We start from the raw sequence: 17,701 nt of genomic DNA, 5'->3' as shown, positions 1-17,701 counted from the left end.
CCCATGGAAGAAACCCGGACATACCTTTTGAAGCTCTACGACGACGACCTCGCCTCGTTCACGCTCGCGCGCGATGCTCGGGGTGTTGTCAGCTGCGTGGGGGCGGAATGCGACGAAGTGCGGCGAGGGCTGCTTCCGTTTCGCGTGACGGGCGACGCCGCGTCCTTCGAGAGGTGGATCCGCGCGCGCTCCCTTTCCAAGAACCGGACGTTCGCCTCGCGCATCGCGCGCCAGTACGGCATCCGGTTCGACGACACCATGCAGATGCTCGACGCCTGCTACGGCCTTTCGCTCAACGACGCGTACTGGGTTGTCCCCGAAGGCTCGACGGCGGCGTTTGCGGAAAAGAACCTGTACGAGAACCCGTTTGACGAGCTGGTCGCCACCGTGGCTTTCTCCGGCGTGCTCGATACGTCGAAGGTGCCGGAGGGGCTGTCTGGGGAGCTGACCACGAGCGGGCAGTTTCCGAAAGCGTGGCGCATCGTGGATGGCAAGCGCTACCTGTACAAGGCCGGTGCGCCCAACTCGAACGGGCTGGAGCCCCATGCGGAGCACTATGCCGCCCAGCTGGCCGAGGCGCTAGGTTTGCCGCATGCGGCGTACGACCTTGCCGAATGGCATGGCGAGCTGTGCAGCGCGAGCCCTCTGTTCACGAGCCGCGACATCGGCTTCGCGTCGTTCGCGGCCACGTTCGGCTCGATGTCTTTCGAGGATGCAGCCGCCGTGTACGGCGGTTTCGGGTCGGGCGCCCTAGAGTTTTTCGCCGGCATGGCGGTGTTCGACGCGCTCGTGGCAAACGACGACCGGCACTTCGGTAATTTCGGGTTCCTCTTCGACGGCCGCACGCGGCGCATTGTCTCGGCGGCGCCCATTTTCGACAACAACCTGTCGCTGTTCATCCGCGATATCGATGCGGGCTTGACGGCCGCCGACATGGCGCAGTCGGCCGCGTGGTACAAAAGCCCGTCCAACGTCCTGTTGGATTACCAGGCCGCTTATCTGGTGACCGATGAAATGCGGGATCGCTTGGCGGCCTTGCGAGGGTTCGAGTTCTCCCCGCATCCCGCCCATCCGCTCGAAGAACCCCTCACTGCTTTGCTGAACGAGTACGTGCGCTTGCGGATCGAGCATATGCTGGCTTTGCCGTCGACGGGCGCGGACGCTTTGGCCAAGAAGCTCCGCAAGGCTGCGGGAGCGCGGCTCGGCGATGACCTCGCTCCTGAAATCGGCCTTCTTCCGTAGAGCGCGACCTTTCTCCCAACGGGTGGCGAGCGGCGGGAGAACCGTTCTCCGCGCTGCGCCTTTTGGAGTATCGGGGCTTTAGGCGACGCTTCGCATCCCTCGCTCCGCCGCTGTCGTATAATGCATGACCAGCAAGCAACGAAGCCAGCAAGGAGCCGACCAACCATGCTCGAGAACCTCTCCGAACGCCTGCAGGGCATATTTTCCGGCCTGCGCGGCAAAGGCCGCCTGACCGAGGACGACATCAACGACGCCATGCGCGAGATCCGCATGGCGCTTCTGGAAGCCGACGTGAACTTCAAGGTGGTGAAGTCGTTCGTCGCGCGCACGAAAGAGCGCTGCCTGAACGCCGAGGTGCTCGACTCGCTCACGCCCGCGCAGAACGTGGTGAAGATCGTCATGGACGAGCTCACCGAGCTGCTGGGCCGCACGGACTCCAAGCTCGTGCTCACCAGCCGCATTCCCAACGTCATCATGCTCGTGGGCCTGCAGGGCTCCGGCAAGACGACGGCCGCCGCGAAGCTGGCTTACCGTCTGCAGCAGGAGAACCATTCGCCGCTGCTCGTGGCCTGCGACGTGTACCGACCCGCCGCCGCCGACCAGCTGCAGACCCTGGGCGGCGAGATAGGCGTGCGCGTGTACCGGGGCGACGGCCAGGACCCGGTGAAGATCGCCACCGAGGGCATCCAGGACGCCGTCGACAACCTGCGCGACGTGGTCATCATCGACACGGCGGGCCGTTTGCACGTCGACGACGAGATGATGGACGAGGCGGAGGCCATCAAGCGCGCCACGAAGCCCGACCAGATCCTCATGGTGGTGGACGCCATGACCGGCCAGGACGTGGTGAACGTGGCCAGCGCCTTCGCCGAGCGCGTGGACTTCGACGGCGTGATCATGTCGAAGATGGACGGCGACGCCCGCGGCGGCGGCGCGCTTTCCATCAAGCAGGTCACGGGCAAGCCCATCAAGTTCATCAGCTCGGGCGAGAAGCCCGACTCGCTCGAGGAGTTCCACCCCGACCGCATGGCCAAGCGCATCCTGGGGATGGGCGACGTGGTCAGCCTCATCGAGAGTGCTGTGAAGGTGCAGCAGGAGGAGATCGAGCAGGAGCAGACCGAGCGCATGATGCGCGCCCAGCTCAACCTGAACGACTTCGTGGACATGAACCGCCAGATCCGCAAGATGGGCGGCATATCGAAGCTGGTGAGCGCCCTGCCCGGCGGCGACAAGGCCATGGCCAAGGGCGAGGTCGACGAGGGCGCGCTCGATCACATGGAGGTCATCATCAACTCCATGACGAAGGCGGAGCGCGAGAAGCCCGACCTGCTGAACGGCAGCCGCCGCGCCCGCATCGCAGCCGGCGCCGGCGTGACCGTATCCGACGTGAACCAGCTGATCAAGAAGTTCAACGAGACGAAGAAGATGATGAAGAAGATGATGCCCGCCGCCGAGGAGATGGGCGGCAAGAAGGGCAAGAAGGGGAAGAAGGGCCGTCGCCGCCGCAGCCTGCCCGGCATGCCGGGCGGCATGAGCATGGCGGACCTGAAGAAGCTCCAGGACATGATGGGGGAGTAGGCGGGTTCCGCGGGCCTACGGCCCGCGGAACTTCTCGACGCTGCGGTCGGCCGTGGCACGCCATCTTCGCACGATCGCGGAGGCTCGCGTACCGAAGTACGCTACGCCTCCGCGATCCCGTGAATCTGGCGCACCACGGCCGACCTCGCTGGCTTACTAGCGCCAACCTGCGAAGCTAGGCTAACGGACCGGTGAGGCGAAGTTCGCGCTTTGCGCGAATCGGCTTGGAGGGAGATGCGCATGGACTATCCGACCTACCCGTACGGCCAGCAGGTGTCGTGGGGCGCGCCGCCCGTGCCGGGCGGACCCATGCCGGGCGCGTACCAGCCGGCGCCGGGCACGCCGGTGCCGTATCCGCCGCCTGCGAACGTGCGCCCGCTTCCGCCGATCGTCGAGCAGCCGTTCGAGCCGGTGCTCGAATGCCGGGCGCTCTCGAAGCGCTTCGGGGCGACGGTGGCCCTTGGCGCGGTGACCCTGACGGTTCCGCGCGGGCGCGTCGTGGGACTGCTGGGGCCGAACGGCAGCGGCAAGACCACCCTTATCAAGCTGGCGGCCGGTCTTCTGCAGCCTACCGACGGCAGCGTCCTCGTCCGCGGCGCCGTGCCGGGACGTTCGACGAAGGCGATCGTGTCCTATCTTCCCGAGCGCCCCTATTTCGCGCCCAGCATGAAGGTGAGCGAGACGCTGCGTTTCTTCGAGGACTTCTACGCCGACTTCGACCGAAGGCTCGCCGAGGACATGCTCGCGCGGCTTTCCGTGCCCGTCGACGCGCAGATGGCCTCGCTGTCGAAGGGCACGAAGGAGAAGGTGCAGCTCGTTCTGGTCATGGCGCGCCATGCGGCGCTCTACCTGCTCGACGAGCCTATCGGCGGCGTCGACCCCGCCACGCGCGACTACATTTTGGACACCATCATCGCGAACTACCACCGCGACTCCACCATCCTTCTCTCCACGCACCTCGTAGCCGACGTCGAGCGCGTGCTGGACGACTTCATCTTCCTGCAGTACGGCACGGTGGTGATGCATGCGCCCACCGAGCAGATGCGGGCGCAGTTCGGCATGAGCCTCGACGACTACTTCAGGGGGGCGTTCAGATGCTAGGGAAGCTGTTCAAATACGACATGAAGGCACTCTCCCGCGTGCTGGTGCCGCTGCACATCGCGGCGGCGGCGCTCGCGCTGGTGGCATGCGTGTGCGGGTTCGTCGGCTACAGCGCGGGCGAGATATGGACGGGGACGAGCGCGGCGGCGGGCGTTTCGGAGGCTGTCGCCGTGGCCATGCTCGTTGCCCTCGCGTTCAGCATGCTCGGCATCTTCTCGGCCACCATCGCCACGATCGTCGTGATCATACACCGGTTCTACAAGAACCTGTTCACCGACGAGGGCTACCTCACCCTCACGTTGCCGGTGACTGCGAACCAGATCATGCTGTCGAAGGTCCTGGCCGGTTTGCTGTGGCTGCTCATCGACGCCCTCGTCGTGCTCGGAAGCGCGCTGGCCGTGTCCCTGGCGGCGACCGGGTTCGTGAACGCGAGCATCAACGACACGCTGCCGTATTGGATGCTGCGGGCAGCCGGCGGCAGCGTGTTCGGCGGCTCGTCCGCATGGGCCTCCGCCTTGTCGGGCGCGGTGAGCGCCGCGACGCAGGGCGCGATGACGCTGCTCGTGGCGTACGCCGCGTTCACCTTGGGGGCGGTTCTGGCCTCGCGGCACAAGGTGGCCGCGGGCATCGGACTGTACCTGGCCATTTCCTGGGTGATCGGCCTGGCGGGCGCCGTCGTTAACGTGTCGGTTGCGAGCGGGATCGCGTTCGGAGGAACGGGGCCGTACGCCTCGACGGCGGCCGCGATGGCCACGACGGGCCTCGGCTGGGCGGGATCGCTCTGCGTCGCGGCGGCATGCTACGCGCTGTGCGTGTACCTGCTCGACCGCAAAGTGAACCTGGCGTGACGCTGGGGCGCAGCAAGGTTCGAATCGCCGACGCAACTCTTTGGCGGAGCCCATGAAAAAAAGGGGCGTGACGCGCATGCGCCCTGATCCGAGGAACTATTGGAAGGTTCTCAAGCATCGCTTGAAGGAGGAGGGAAGCCAGTTGGTTACGGAATGTAACCAACTGAAAATGCAGTCGCCGAAAGACGGCAAATACTATCGGACCGACGTCGGCAATACCGAGCAGGTGCTGCGTCTCGTCCAGTCCATTCCCTAGCCCAAGGCCGAGCCGTTCAAGCTCTGGTCGAGCTCGCTCAAGTGGAGGCCATCGAAGCGGACAGCGCCAACGGTCGGAGCGCTTGACGGCGGCGCTTCTCGGCGCAGCTGCTACAATGAGCTGGTGCGGATCGACTGGACGTCGACTCGCACGGCTTCGCGAACCAAGGGGAAGGGGCCGGCCGCATGCCGAGCATACTCATCGTGGACGACGACGCGGACCTCTCCGCCATCGTGGCGCGCTATCTCGAAAGCGAGGGGTTTGCGGTCGCGCGCGCGGTGAGCGCCGAGGAGGCCTACGACGTGCTGGGCGCGCAGGCGTTCGACCTGGTGCTGCTCGACATCAACCTGCCGGGCGACGACGGGTTCGCGGCATGCGCGGCGTTGCGCCGGGCAAGCGACGTTCCCGTCATCTTCGCCTCGGCGCGCACGAGCGAGACGGACCGCATCGAGGGCCTCGACACGGGAGGCGACGACTACCTGCCGAAACCCTACTCCCTGCGCGAGCTGCTGTCCCACGTGAACGCGCTGCTGCGGCGCGCGAAAGGACGTGCGGGCGGCGCGGCGTCGGCCGGAAGGTCGGCCGGTCCGTTCACGCTCGACGAAGGGGCGGGCATCCTTGCGAAGGAGGGCGTGCCCGTGCCCTTGTCCCCGAAGGAGCTGGCCTTGGCGGGCTACCTCATGGGGCACGAGGGCACGGCCGTGTCGAAGGAGCGGCTGCTGGCCGAGGTGTGGGGCGCGTTCTCCGAGGTGGAGCCGCAGACGGTCTCGGTGCATATGAGCTGGCTGCGCGCGAAGCTGGAGGACGACCCGGCCCATCCCGCCTATTTCAAAACCGTGCGGGGCAAGGGCTATCTGTTCGACGCGGGCGGCGGGGGCGCGGCGTGACGGCGGCAAGGTCGAGCGAGGCGCGGCGCGTCGCCCGCAGGCTGGCGGGGTTCGCCCTTGCCGTGACGGTCGCGCTTGCGGCCCTGGCCGCGGCGGCCACCGTGGCGCTCGGCGGCGATGATGCGGCCGCCGACCTGCGTGCGCAGGTCGTGGAGTTGAACGCGGCTCGGTCGGGGCTTTCCGGCGACGGGGCCGCGCAGGTCGACGCGGCGCTCGCCGACGCCCAGGACGCGCTTCGCGCCGCGGCCGATGCTCGCGGCGCGTCGGGCGTCGCAGGTGTTTGGGCGCTGTTCGCCGCAGGCGTCGCGGCGGTGTGGGCGATGGCCGGCTACCTGTACGCGAGCGTGGTGCGCCCCTTCCTGCGCCTCGAGGCGTTCGCCGACGACGTGGCGGGCGGCAACCTCGACGCGCCGCTCGCTTACGAGCGCGGCAACCCCTTCGGCAAGTTCGCCTGGGCGTTCGACAACATGCGCAAGGAGATCAAGCGCGCCCGCGACGCCGAGGCGGCCGCGATCGAGCAGAGCAGGACCACCGTGGCCGCGCTCTCGCACGACGTGAAGACGCCCATCGCCTCCATTCGCGCCTATTCCGAGGCGCTCGAGTTGGGTCTGGCCTGCGACGAGGCCGAGCGCACGGGCTTTGCGCGCACCATCGCGCGCAAGTGCGACGAGGTGACCTGTCTCACTGACGACCTGTTCCTCCATGTGCTCGCCGACCTCGACCGCATCGTCGTGACCTGCGAGGAGGCTCCCTTGCACGAGACCGTGCGCGCGGCCGTGTCCGATTTCGACGCGACGGGCGAGGTGGCGATAGGCCGTCTCGACCATGCCGTCGTGCGCCACGACCCGAAACGCCTGGCTCAGGTGCTCGAGAACCTCATCGCGAACGCGCGCAAGTACGCGCCCGGCTCGCCCGTGGAGGTTTCCGGGGCACGCGTCGAGGACGGTTATCGCATCGAGGTGCGCGACCGCGGTCCCGGCATGCCGCCCGAGGATCTGCCGTTCGCTTTCGAGCGCTTCTATCGCGGAGGCAATGCCGCAGGCGCGCCCGGTGCGGGGCTCGGCCTGTTCATCGTGCGCTACTTGGTCGGGCAGATGGGCGGCACGGCGCGCCTCGAGAACGCCGACCCCGGTTTGCGCGCGACGCTGGAATTTCCCTGCGAGCCTTAAAGACTCCTTAATGTCGACGCGGCTACGATGCCTTTCAGAGACGAACCGATTCGAAAGGCTGTCATGAAACCCATCATCATCCAAGCCGAAAGGCTTTCCAAGAGCTACGCGGCCGACGGCGTGCAGACGCATGTGCTGAGCAACGTCGACCTCGCGCTCTACGAAGGCGACTTCACCGCCGTCATGGGGCCGTCGGGCTCCGGCAAGTCCACGCTGCTCTACTGCCTGTCGGGCATGGACACGGTCACGGCGGGCGATGTGCTCTACCGCGGCTCGAGCATCACGAGCCTACGCGAGCAGGACATGGCCGAGCTGCGCGCGCAGCGCTTCGGCTTCGTGTTCCAGCAGGCGCACCTCGTGAGCAACCTCACGCTGTTCGAGAACATCGCCGTGCCCGGCTATCTGAAAGAGGGGCGGTCCGCCGCGGCCACGCGCGCCGTCGCGAGCGCGCTCGTCGATCGCATGGACCTTGCCGCCGACGCGCATCATCTGCCCAGCCAAACCTCGGGCGGGCAGCAGCAGCGCTGCGCCGTGGCGCGCAGCGTGGTGAACGGCCCGGACGTCGTGTTCGCCGACGAGCCCACCGGGGCGCTCAACCGCGCAAACACCTTGGAAGTTCTCTCGCTTCTGTGCGAGCTGAACGCCGCGGGCCAGTCCATCTGCATGGTCACGCACGACGTGCAGTGCGCCGTGCGCGCGAACCGCATTCTGTACCTGGAGGACGGCGTCATCAAAGGCGAGCTCGACCTGCCCGCGTACCGCGAAGGCGACGCGGCCTATCTGAAGGCCCGCGAGGCCCAGGTGAATGCCTGGCTGTCCTCGCTGTCTTGGTAGGGGGCGCGCCATGGCACTCATGCGCACGCTTGCGGTCGCGGGCATCAAGCGCTCCAAAGGCTCCTTTTTGGGCATCTTCTTCCTTATGGCGCTCACGGCGGCGGCCCTCACGTTCACCATCTGCATGTACGTCGACTTGAACGCCCGCGAGGCCGACGCGCTCGCCGAGGCGGGCGCGGGCGACGTGTACGCCTACGACCTCGCGTCGAGCCTCACCGACGAGGCGGTGGCGAGCGTCCAGGCGCTCGACGAGGTGGGGGAGGTGCGCACGAGCAGCGTGCTCGTCGTCCCCACCGCGTTTCACGGCGAAGACGGGCGGGACATCGACAAGAACCCGTCTTCCGCCGTGCAGTACCAGGCGTGGGGCACGGGGATATCCTGCCGGCTGTTCACGCCCGACGGCACCGGGTTCGCGGACGACCCCGAACCCCCGGCGCCCGGCGAGGTGTACGTTCCGCTCACGCTGAAGGTGTCGCCCGGAGTGGACGTCGGCGACACGGTGGAGCTCGCCATCGGCGACAGGTCGCGCACGCTCACCGTGTCCGGGTTCATCGAGGACCCCCAGATGGGCACCGCGTTCATGGAGCTCAAGCGCTACCAGGTGGCCCCTGGGACGTACGAGGAGCTCGCGCGCGACGTGGACGAGGCCGCCGTCGCGCAAGGGGAGCCCATCGACATCTACGCCACGGGCTCGTTCGCGTACCGCATCACGGAGATGAACGCGTTCCTTTCGGACGCCGCGCGGGCTCGCGGGGTCCAGCCGTCGGATCTGACCCGCGCCATCGCCGAGGGCACGGCGTGGGGCGCCTCCACCTCCGGCATGTTCAGCTCGACGACGCTTGCCGGCTACGCCATGATGGTGGTGATCATAGGGGCGGCGGTCATGGGCGTGTTCGCCTGCCTGTTGTTCGTGGTGGCGCTCGTCATCTGCACGCACGCCATCTCGTCGTCCATCGAGGAGCACTACGCCGACTACGGCACGCTCAAAGCCGTGGGCGTGGGCCGCCGCACCCTGGCCGCCGTGCTCGTCGTCGAGTACGGCGGAGCGAGCCTGGCGGGCTTCGCGGTGGGCTTCGCGCTCGCCATGGCGGCAGTGCCGGCAGCGCTTCCGTTCTTCGCCCAGCTCACCGGCGTTCTCGCCGACAACGACTCCGTGCCCGTGGCGGCGCTGTGCGTTTTGGGCGCGCTGCTGGCGCTCGTGGCGGCGGTGGTGGCGCACCGCGCGCGCAAGCTCGCGGCCATCTCCCCGCTCGTGGCGTTGCGCGGCGGCGCGGCGGACCACAGCTTCGCGAGCCGCGCGACGCGTCCCGTCACCGGCGTCCGGCTCAACCTGCAGCTGGCCCTGCGCGCGGTCGTCTCGGCGAAACGGCGCTACGTGGGCCTTGTCCTATGCGCTTTCCTGCTCTGCGCGTTCGTCGTGCTCGTGTACGGCATCTGCGGAACGCTGAACAAACCGGACGCCGCTTACGGCACGTTCGGCATGTGGAAGAGCGACGTGACCGCGGCGGCGGCGTCCCCCGACCTCGATTTCGACGAGGTGGAGCGCACCATCGCCGACGTGAGCCCCATCGAGCGGTCGTGGCAGGAGTCGTTCACGATGGTGAACCTGGGCGGCGAGAGCCGGTCGTTCGTGGGCCTCACCGACACCTCGCTGGTGACGGGCATGTCGGAGGGGCGGGCGCCGCTTTACGACAACGAGGTGCTCGTGGGGTCGAACCTCGCCTCGCTCGTAGGCCTCGAATTGGGAGACGAGTTCATGGTGCCCGGCAACGACGGCGTCGAGCGCCCCTTCATCGTGTGCGGAAAGCTGTCCAGCATGCTCAACGCGGGGTACGGTTGCGTGGTCACGTTCGACAGCGTGTGCGAGCTGGCGGGGATAGACCCCGACGCGTCGAGCGCCCCGCACCAGTACGCCCTCGCCGATCCCGGCAAGGCCGACGAGGCCCGCGCCGCGCTCGAGCGGCGTTTCGGCGGGGACGTCGACGCGCGGCCGAGCGGGCTGTTCTCCGACACGGGCGACATGGTGGCGCTCATCCAGAGCCTGTTCGTCACCATGGCCTACGTCATGGCGCTCGTCGCGGTCGCCCTCGTGTTCCTGGCCGTGTCGCTGATAATCGGCCGCCTGTTCTCGGCGGAGCGGCACGATCTGGGAGTGTACCGCGCGCTGGGGTTCACCTGCCGCGCGCTGCGCGTGCAGTTCGCGCTGCGCTTCTTCTGCGTCGCGCTCCTGGGATGCGCGCTCGGCGCCGCGGCCGCGATGCTCGGGGGAGGATGGCTGGTCAGCCAGCTGTTCGGCCTGTTCGGGCTCACCAGTTTCGCCCTCGACGCGAACCCTTTCGCGGTCGGCGGCCTCACGCTCGGCCTCGCGGCGGTGTTCTTGGCGGCGGCCTACGTGTCGTCTCGCAAGGTGAAGCGCGTGGACGTGCGCGAGCTGGTGGCCGAGTAAGGGCGATCGCCGAGGGGCACTGCGCGGGGCGCTGCGTGGCGCCCCGCTTGCGCTGATGCTATACTGGCGCAGTCTTTTTGCGATGAAAGGAAGCGCCATGGGTCTTGAGATTCGCCCGTACCGCGAGGAGGACCTTGCGGGCATGATGAAGGTGTGGAACGAGGTCGTGGAAGGCGGCGAGGCGTTTCCGCAGATCGAACCGCTCACGTTGGAAACGGCCGCGGAGTTCTTCGCCGAGCAGACGCTTTCCGTGGTGGCCGACCTCGACGGGAAGGTGTTCGGCCTGTACATCCTGCATCCGAACAACGTCGGACGCTGCGGGCACATCGCCAACGCGAGCTACGCCGTGGTGTCCGGCTCGCGCGGCGTGGGGCTGGGACGGGCGCTCGTGGAGGACTCGCTGGCTCAAGCCGCCCGCAAGGGCTTCCGCGGCCTGCAGTTCAACGCCGTGGTGGCCAGCAACGCGGCGGCCATCCACCTGTACGAGGACCTGGGATTCGTTCGCGTGGGCACCGTCCCCGGCGGCTTCATGACGTTCATGGGCGGCTACGAGGACGTCCACATCTACTATCGCGATTGCGTGGATACGGCGGCGGTCGGTCGTTGAGGCTAGGGAATCCGGCCCGGGCCGGTCGGATCGGAGCGTGGCGTCGCGCGATTGCGGTTCGACGGCGGAAATAAGGTTTTTCCCACGAGACGATCATGAAGATCGCCTGTTTCGGCGGCTTTCGTCGTGGCATCCGGCGTTCTTCACAAGTGCAGATTCTCGGTTCCGCGACGGCCCGATAAGCGTTATCCTTGCGAAAGATCAAAGAGCAGGGAAGGGCCGCCGGGAAGCATCCATGGACTACCGCATCGGCATAGACGCCGGGTCGAAGACCATCAAGGTCGTCGTCGTGGACGAGGACGGCGCCGTCGTGCACTCCGTCTACCGGCGGCATCGCTCCGACATCCGCACGACGCTTGCCGGCGTGCTGCACGACATGGCGTGGCGTTTCGGCAACCTGCGCGGACAGGTGGCCGTGACCGGTTCGGCCGGCATCGCGCTCGCCGAGATGCTGGGGCTTCCGTTCGTGCAGGAGGTGGTGGCCACCACGCGCGCCGTGAGCGACGCTTACCCCGAGGCCGACGCGTTCATCGAGCTGGGCGGCGAGGACGCGAAGGTGGTTTACCTCACCGGCGGCCTGGAGCAGCGCATGAACGCCACGTGCGCGGGCGGCACGGGCGGGTTCATCGACACCATCGCGTTCGTGATCGGCGCGCGCATGTCGGACATGAGCGGGCTCGCGCTGGGGGCGAGGCGCATCTACCCCATAGCGTCGAGGTGCGCCGTGTTCGCGCAAACCGACGTGCGCCCGTTGCTGAACGCCGGCGCCCGCACGGCCGACATCGCGGCGAGCGCGCTCGAGGCCGTCGTGCGCCAAACGCTCGCGGGCCTCGCCTGCGGCCGGCCCCTCAAGGGCACGATCGTGTTTCTGGGCGGGCCGCTCGAGTACATCCCCAACCTGGTGTTCCGCTTCCGCCGTGCGCTCGGCCTCACGCGCGAGACGGGCATCAAGCCGCCGAACGCCCATCTGTTCACGGCCCGCGGCGCCGCGCTCGTGGCGCGCGAGGCGGCCGACGACGGCACGCCGCCGCGCACGGCCTCGCTCACCGAGCTGGAGCGCCAGGTGAAGGGCGCCGCCGATCCGCTCGACGACCTGGACCACCTGCCCCCGCTGTTCGCCGACGCGGCCGAGCGCGCTGAGTTCGAAGAGCGGCACGCGGCCGAGCGCATGGTGCGCATGCGCCTGTTCGACTGCGAGGGCCAGCTCTACCTGGGCGTGGACGCCGGCTCCACCACGGTGAAGTGCGCTCTCGTGGACGATGCCGGGCGGCTCGTGCATTCCGATTACCGGCCGGTCGAGGGAGACGTGCTCAAAACGGCCGCCGTCATGCTGGGCGATATGTACCGCGTGCTGCCGCGGTCCTACGGCAAGGCCGAGGCCCTGGTCCACATCGCCCACGCCACGGTCACGGGTTACGGCGAGGACCTGCTGCGCGCCGCGCTCGGCATCGACTCGGGCGTGGTGGAGACCACGGCGCACGTGCGCGCCGCGTGCGCGTTTTGCCCGGAGGCGTCGTTCGTGCTCGACATCGGCGGGCAGGACATGAAGGCGATCTGGGTGCGCGACGGCCTCGTGTCCGACGCCGTGCTCAACGAGGCGTGCTCGAGCGGTTGCGGCTCGTTCGTCGAGGGCACGGCGCATACGCTGCATATGTCGCCCGTGCGGTTCTCCGAAGCCGCCCTCGGCGCCAAGAACCCCGTGGACCTGGGAACGAAATGCACCGTGTTCATGACCTCGCGCGTGCGCCACGCGCAGAAGATCGGCGCGATGCCGGCCGACATAGCGGCGGGCATCGCCTACTCCGTGGTGCAGAACGCGCTGTACCGCATCATCGGACGCGACAAGGTGGCGGGCCTGGGCGGCACGGTGGTGGTGCAAGGGGGCGCCTTCAAGTCCGACGCCGTGCTGCGCGCTTTCGAGCTCGTGGCCGGGGTGCGGGCCGTGCGCCCCGACACGGCGCACCTCATGGGGGCCATCGGCGCGGCGCTCGTCGCGCGCGACCGCGGTCGGCCGGCCGGCGGCCGGACGGGGCGCAGTTCGCTCGTCGACGCGGCGCGGCTGGGGGCCCTCGCGCCCAAGCGCTCGGCGGTGCGCTGCGGCGGATGCGGATGCGCCTGCGCGCTCACCGTGGTGGAGTTCGAGGGGTCGCGCCGCTTCGTGTCCGGCAACCGTTGCGAGCGGGCGCACGCCTTCCTCGACGGGGCGGCGGCCGGCGCGGGCTCCTCCGCAGACCGCCGGCAGGTCGTCCCGCGCCGCGATGCGGGGCGCGCCCCGAACGTCGTGGCGCTCGAGCGCAAGCTGCTGGCGCGCTTCGGCGACGTGGCGGGCGCGGGGCCGCGGGCCGAGGCGCGCGTGGGGCTCATGGACGCGCTCAACGCCTACGAGAACCTGCCGTTTTGGCACACGCTGCTCCGCGAGCTGGGCTTCTCGGTGCTGGTGCCGCGCCGGGACGAAGGCGCCGCGGCCGCGGAGGGCTTGGAGACCATCCCCTCCGAGAGCGTGTGCCAGCCGGCGAAGGTCGTGCACGCGCGCTTCTACGACCTCGCGGGGCGCGGGGCGCGGGCCGTGCTCATGCCCCGTTACGAGCGCGGAAGCCGCTGCCCGGTGTCGAGCTGCTACGCCGACGCCGTGCGCGACAGCGTCCCGCTCGTGCACGAGGGCGCGGTGCCCCTGGTCGCGCCGACGCTCGGCGCCGTGAGGCCGGAGGGGATCGCGCGCAGCGAGGCCGACCGTGCGGAGCTCCTGGCGTCTCTCGGCCGTATCGCGCCCGAGGGGGCGCCGCTGGGCGCGGACGAGCTCGAAGGGGCGCTCGAGGCGGGCCTCGCCGCGCAGCGCGCCTTCGAGGACGCGGTCGCCCGGGCGACGGAGCGGGCGCTCGCATGGGTGCACGCCGTCCCCGGCCGGCACGGCGCGGTGCTCGCGGGCCGCCCCTACCACGTGGACGCCGCGCTGTCCCACGAAGTGGACGGCGTGGTGGAGCGCCTGGGCCTCGCCGTGCTGCCGCCGTTGGGTTTGGCGGGGCGCCTGCGTGCGGCCCGCGAGGCGCGTTCCGGCGCGGCGTGGCCCGCCTCCTCGGCCGGGGATCTCGCCTCGCCGCCCTGGAAACCGGCGAAGCGCCTCGTGGGCCTGGCGCGCTTCGTGGCGGAGGACCCGTCGCTCGAGCTCGTGTGCCTGCGGTCGTTCGGATGCGGCTTCGACGCGCTCGGGGCCGACGAGGCGCGCGACGTGCTGGAGGCCGCGCACCGCTCGTTCACCGTCCTCAAGATCGACGACATCGTCGACACGGCCCACCTGCGCATCCGCCTGCGCACGCTCGCCGAGGCCGTGGAGGCGCGCGACCTGCGCGCCGCAGGGGAGGGTTTTTCGGACGCCGCCCCCGCACGGACGACGGGAGGGGAGCCGGCGGGCCTCGGAGGGTCGGCCGAAACCGCCGTTGCGGCCGGAGTCGAAGATCCTTCGACTCCGGCGCTGCGCGCCTCCGCTCAGGATGACAAGGGGGATCGGCCTTGCGCCTCCTCTCGGGATGGCGAGGGGGCCGTTCCGCTGCTCGGGCGCATCGGGCGCGCGGACCTCGAGCGGGCGCGCGTCGGCGTGAACCCCGACGTGTGCCATACCGCAGCCTCGCTCGCCGGACGCGCCGCCCGCCTGGTCGAAGCCGATCCGTCCGTCCGGCGTCTCTCGGTGCCGCGCGTGTGCGAGCGTTGCCTCTTGGACGCCCTTCCGCGCTTGGTGGAGCGCGCCTGCGGCCGCGCGGTCGAGATCGAGTGGGAGGATGCCTGGCCCTCCGGCCTCGACGCTCCCGCGCCGCTTCCCGCGCCGGCCGAGGACGACCGCCCGCGCATCGGCATCCTGGGAAACGCCCTGCTGTGCTTCGACGCGTACCTGAACGACGGCCTGGTCGCGTTCGTGGAGCGCCTGGGCTGCCGGGCCGTGCTGCCCGACCCTGCCAACCTGTTCGTCGACGACGTGCGCTACGGCGCCCAGCTCGACGCCTTCGAGGCCGCGGGCGTCGACCACGTGGTGTACCTGCAGAGCTTCGGCTGCCTGAAGGGGCACGTGCACGCGCGCGGAGCCCTGCACGAGGCGGCGCGCCGCCACCCGAACATGCCCGTCACCGTGGTGGACTACGACCCCGAGGCGTCGGCCTTGAACCGCGAGAACCGCATCCGCCTTGCCGTGGCCGCCGCCCGCCAAGCCAGGGCAAAGCGCCCGTCCGGCGCTTGAAACATGGGCTTTTCGAGGACGCGCGAGGTCGGGGATGCCGCATGAGCGGGGGTTCGCGTACAATGTGCGGGAAACACCGCTTGTCAAACGGGCGTTCACGCCGTAGAATAAGCAATTGCTGTTTTGCGGGCTTCGGCCAACGTGCCGAAACGTCCACGACGTCAACCCGCCCGGACCTGATGTAAGAAGCAAAAAGGAGTTCACCTTCATGGCAGTCAAAATTCGCCTTGCTCGCCACGGCGCCAAGAAGCGCCCGTACTACCGCATCGTCGTCGCCGACGCGCGCAGCCCGCGCGACGGCAAGTTCATCGAGGAAGTCGGCCGCTACAATCCCTGCGCCACCCCCGCGATGGTGAAGTTCGACCTGGAGAAGGTCGACCAGTGGATCAAGAACGGCGCCCAGCCCACCGACACGGTGGCGCGTCTGCTCAAGAACGCCCGCGAGAACGCGTAAGCGCCATGGCCGAGCAGACGGAAGACATCGTAGGTCTCGTCGAATCCGTCGTGCGCCCGCTCATCGAGTTTCCCGATGAGTTGCAAATCGAGGCGAGCGACGCCGAGGACGGTTCCATCCTCGTGGAGGTTCGCGTGAACGAAGAGGATGCCGGCAAGGTCATCGGCCGCCAAGGGCGGGTCATCAAGGCCATCCGCACGCTCGCCCGCGCCGCCGCGTCGCGCACGAACACCCATGTCGAAGTGGAGCTCATCGACTAGATGCGCGCTTGGACGGACGTCGCCGTACTGGCGAAAACGAAGAATCTGCAGGGAGGGTTCGTCGCGCAAGGCGCGGCGGGCCTTCCTTTTTTGCTGTTCGAGGGCTTGGAGGTGGCTTTCGTCCCGCCGGTGCTCGACGCCCCCCGCCGCGCGCGAGTGGCGTCCGTCGCCCCGATCGACGAGCGGACCGCCGTGGTGACGTTCGACGCCGTGGGAGGCATCGACGCCGCCGAAGCGCTCGTGGGATGCCACTGCCTCGCGCGCCGCGCCGACCTTCCGGACGGCGCGTTCGAAGCGCTCGAGGGCGCTTGGGACGGATGGGACGTGCACGACGCGCGCGCCGGGCTCGTGGGCGCCGTGGTCGGCGTTCGGGAGATGCCGGGGCAGGACCTCCTCGAAGTGGCGTCGGCCGAAGGGGGCCGCACGGTGCTCATACCGCTCGTGGACGCGTTCGTGGTCGACGTGGACGAGGACGCGCGCCGCATCGAGGTCGACCTGCCCGACGGGCTGCTGGAGCTGTAGGGCGAGGCCGCCGTTCAGCGCGCAAGGCGCCGTGCCAAAAGTTGCCGAAACGCATGTCGCCTACGGTCATACCGTAGGGCAAGCGAAACCCCACGTTTGATGCAGCCCCCTGCGAAGGCTCGGCAACGACGCGAAAGGACACGCCGTGATCATCGAGACGCTTTCCACGTTCCCCTCCATGTACGACTCCGTCATGGGGGCGTCCATGATGCGCATCGCCCAAGAGAAGGGCATCCTCACCTTCAAGGCTCACGACCTGCGCGACTGGACCCACGACCGCCACCGCACCACCGACGACGACCCCTACGGCGGCGGCGACGGCCTCGTCATGAAATGCGAGCCCATCTTCGAAGCCTACGAGGACATAGCCGGAAACCTACCCTCCGCCTCCGATCCCGTCAAGCGCCCGCATACGATCTTCCTAGCCCCCCATGGCGAGCCCTTCGACGACGCCCTCGCATGCGAGCTGGCGCGCGAGGAGCGGCTGCTGTTCGTGTGCGGCCACTACGAGGGGATCGACGAGCGCGCCTACGCGTTGGCCGACCGCACGATCTCGCTCGGCGACTACGTGCTCACGAGCGGCGAACTAGCCTCCATGGTGGTGATCGACGCGGTGGTGCGCAAGCTGCCCGGCGTGCTGGGCGCGCCCACCGGGGCCCTGGGCGAGAGCTTCGCCGACGGTTTGCTGGAATACCCCCAGTACACGCGCCCGGCAACGTATCGAGGGATGGACGTGCCCGCCGTGCTGCTGTCCGGCGACCACGGCGCCGTCGCGCGCTGGCGGCACGAGCGCAGCCTGGAGCGCACGGCGCGTTTGCGGCCGGACCTGTTGGAAAACGTCGACCTCTCGCATGCCGATCGGGAGTTTCTGCTAGACTTGTCGGAAGAGACGGCATCGTAGCCCTCGGGCGCTCGAAGGAAGGCGGAAACCTTGGATCACGGCCAACATGCCCGCGAGGGGGCTCGAAGCGCGCCGCGCATGATCGCCGGCGCGCTCTGGTGGGTTGTATTCGTCGTGGCGCTGGCGTGGTTCCAGATCACGTTCGTGCACCAGGCCTTCGCCGTACCGTCGGGCTCCATGGAGGGCACCATCATGACGGGCGACAGCGTGTACACGGAAAAGGTGAGCTACCTGTTCCGCGATCCCGCGCCCGGCGACATCGTGACGTTCCAGGACCCCGAGATCCCGGGCCGTGTGCTCATCAAGCGCTGCATCGCCGTGGGCGGCCAGACCGTCGACCTGGTGGACGGCCGCGTGGTGGTGGACGGGGT

At 68.9% G+C, this 17,701-nt stretch carries 15 protein-coding genes; all 15 read left to right on the top strand.

Annotated features, from left to right (window positions below; genetic code table 11):
* Window positions 1–3: 3 nt before the first annotated feature.
* Window positions 4–1,242, top strand: coding sequence for a HipA family kinase (locus HCH03_RS04725; protein WP_221688567.1), 1,239 nt, complete (start codon window positions 4–6; stop codon window positions 1,240–1,242).
* 165 nt (window positions 1,243–1,407) lie between these two features.
* Complete coding sequence (gene ffh, locus HCH03_RS04720; RefSeq protein ID WP_185906379.1) at window positions 1,408–2,820, top strand: signal recognition particle protein; 1,413 nt, start codon at window positions 1,408–1,410, stop codon at window positions 2,818–2,820.
* Window positions 2,821–3,060: 240 nt separating this feature from the next.
* Complete coding sequence (locus tag HCH03_RS04715) at window positions 3,061–3,921, top strand: ABC transporter ATP-binding protein (protein WP_246599653.1); 861 nt, start codon at window positions 3,061–3,063, stop codon at window positions 3,919–3,921.
* Entirely contained in the window at window positions 3,915–4,769 is an 855-nt protein-coding gene (locus HCH03_RS04710) for a hypothetical protein (protein WP_221688566.1), read from the top strand. Before HCH03_RS04715 ends, HCH03_RS04710 begins: the two co-directional genes overlap by 7 nt.
* A 441-nt stretch (window positions 4,770–5,210) precedes the next feature.
* Window positions 5,211–5,912 (top strand): response regulator transcription factor, encoded by a 702-nt coding sequence (locus HCH03_RS04705; protein ID WP_221688565.1) that lies wholly within the window; start codon window positions 5,211–5,213, stop codon window positions 5,910–5,912.
* Window positions 5,909–7,081, top strand: coding sequence for a HAMP domain-containing sensor histidine kinase (locus HCH03_RS16755; protein WP_221688564.1), 1,173 nt, complete (start codon window positions 5,909–5,911; stop codon window positions 7,079–7,081). Before HCH03_RS04705 ends, HCH03_RS16755 begins: the two co-directional genes overlap by 4 nt.
* A gap of 63 nt (window positions 7,082–7,144) precedes the next feature.
* Window positions 7,145–7,915 carry an ABC transporter ATP-binding protein gene (locus HCH03_RS04695; protein ID WP_221688563.1) on the top strand — a complete coding sequence of 257 codons (771 nt, stop codon included), beginning with the start codon at window positions 7,145–7,147 and terminating at the stop codon, window positions 7,913–7,915.
* Between the two features lie 10 nt (window positions 7,916–7,925).
* On the top strand, window positions 7,926–10,361 hold the full coding sequence (locus tag HCH03_RS04690) for an FtsX-like permease family protein (protein WP_221688562.1): 2,436 nt from the start codon (window positions 7,926–7,928) through the stop codon (window positions 10,359–10,361).
* 97 nt (window positions 10,362–10,458) lie between these two features.
* Entirely contained in the window at window positions 10,459–10,968 is a 510-nt protein-coding gene (locus tag HCH03_RS04685; protein ID WP_185906392.1) for a GNAT family N-acetyltransferase, read from the top strand.
* Window positions 10,969–11,203: 235 nt separating this feature from the next.
* The gene (locus HCH03_RS04680) at window positions 11,204–15,193 is read left to right on the top strand and encodes a BadF/BadG/BcrA/BcrD ATPase family protein (RefSeq protein ID WP_221688561.1); all 3,990 of its coding nucleotides are present in this window, start codon (window positions 11,204–11,206) and stop codon (window positions 15,191–15,193) included.
* A 208-nt stretch (window positions 15,194–15,401) separates the two neighbouring features.
* Window positions 15,402–15,647, top strand: coding sequence for a 30S ribosomal protein S16 (gene rpsP, locus HCH03_RS04675; protein ID WP_080142898.1), 246 nt, complete (start codon window positions 15,402–15,404; stop codon window positions 15,645–15,647).
* A gap of 5 nt (window positions 15,648–15,652) precedes the next feature.
* The gene (locus HCH03_RS04670) at window positions 15,653–15,907 is read left to right on the top strand and encodes a KH domain-containing protein (protein WP_080142899.1); all 255 of its coding nucleotides are present in this window, start codon (window positions 15,653–15,655) and stop codon (window positions 15,905–15,907) included.
* Entirely contained in the window at window positions 15,908–16,429 is a 522-nt protein-coding gene (locus HCH03_RS04665) for a ribosome maturation factor RimM (protein ID WP_221688560.1), read from the top strand.
* 145 nt (window positions 16,430–16,574) lie between these two features.
* Window positions 16,575–17,330, top strand: a complete 756-nt coding sequence (gene trmD / locus HCH03_RS04660; RefSeq protein ID WP_221688559.1) for a tRNA (guanosine(37)-N1)-methyltransferase TrmD — start codon at window positions 16,575–16,577, stop codon at window positions 17,328–17,330.
* Window positions 17,331–17,360: 30 nt separating this feature from the next.
* On the top strand, window positions 17,361–17,701 hold a 341-nt coding region (gene lepB, locus HCH03_RS04655; RefSeq protein ID WP_438821621.1), incomplete at its 3' end, for a signal peptidase I.

Origin of the sequence: Gordonibacter massiliensis (ex Traore et al. 2017), from assembly GCF_019731765.1 — a bacterium.
Classification (GTDB): Bacteria; Actinomycetota; Coriobacteriia; order Coriobacteriales; family Eggerthellaceae; genus Gordonibacter; species Gordonibacter massiliensis.
Note: the sequence above shows the minus strand (reverse complement) of the source record. Positions and strands in the feature narration are given on the sequence as shown.

Bases quoted from the DNA above. Each gene is read 5' to 3' on its own strand.
- HCH03_RS04725 (WP_221688567.1), top strand. From the start codon at position 4: ATGGAAGAAACCCGGACATACCTTTTGAAGCTCTACGACGACGACCTC.
- ffh (WP_185906379.1), top strand. From the start codon at position 1,408: ATGCTCGAGAACCTCTCCGAACGCCTGCAGGGCATATTTTCCGGCCTG.
- HCH03_RS04715 (WP_246599653.1), top strand. From the start codon at position 3,061: ATGGACTATCCGACCTACCCGTACGGCCAGCAGGTGTCGTGGGGCGCG.
- HCH03_RS04710 (WP_221688566.1), top strand. From the start codon at position 3,915: ATGCTAGGGAAGCTGTTCAAATACGACATGAAGGCACTCTCCCGCGTG.
- HCH03_RS04705 (WP_221688565.1), top strand. From the start codon at position 5,211: ATGCCGAGCATACTCATCGTGGACGACGACGCGGACCTCTCCGCCATC.
- HCH03_RS04695 (WP_221688563.1), top strand. From the start codon at position 7,145: ATGAAACCCATCATCATCCAAGCCGAAAGGCTTTCCAAGAGCTACGCG.
- HCH03_RS04690 (WP_221688562.1), top strand. From the start codon at position 7,926: ATGGCACTCATGCGCACGCTTGCGGTCGCGGGCATCAAGCGCTCCAAA.
- HCH03_RS04685 (WP_185906392.1), top strand. From the start codon at position 10,459: ATGGGTCTTGAGATTCGCCCGTACCGCGAGGAGGACCTTGCGGGCATG.
- HCH03_RS04680 (WP_221688561.1), top strand. From the start codon at position 11,204: ATGGACTACCGCATCGGCATAGACGCCGGGTCGAAGACCATCAAGGTC.
- rpsP (WP_080142898.1), top strand. From the start codon at position 15,402: ATGGCAGTCAAAATTCGCCTTGCTCGCCACGGCGCCAAGAAGCGCCCG.
- HCH03_RS04670 (WP_080142899.1), top strand. From the start codon at position 15,653: ATGGCCGAGCAGACGGAAGACATCGTAGGTCTCGTCGAATCCGTCGTG.
- HCH03_RS04665 (WP_221688560.1), top strand. From the start codon at position 15,908: ATGCGCGCTTGGACGGACGTCGCCGTACTGGCGAAAACGAAGAATCTG.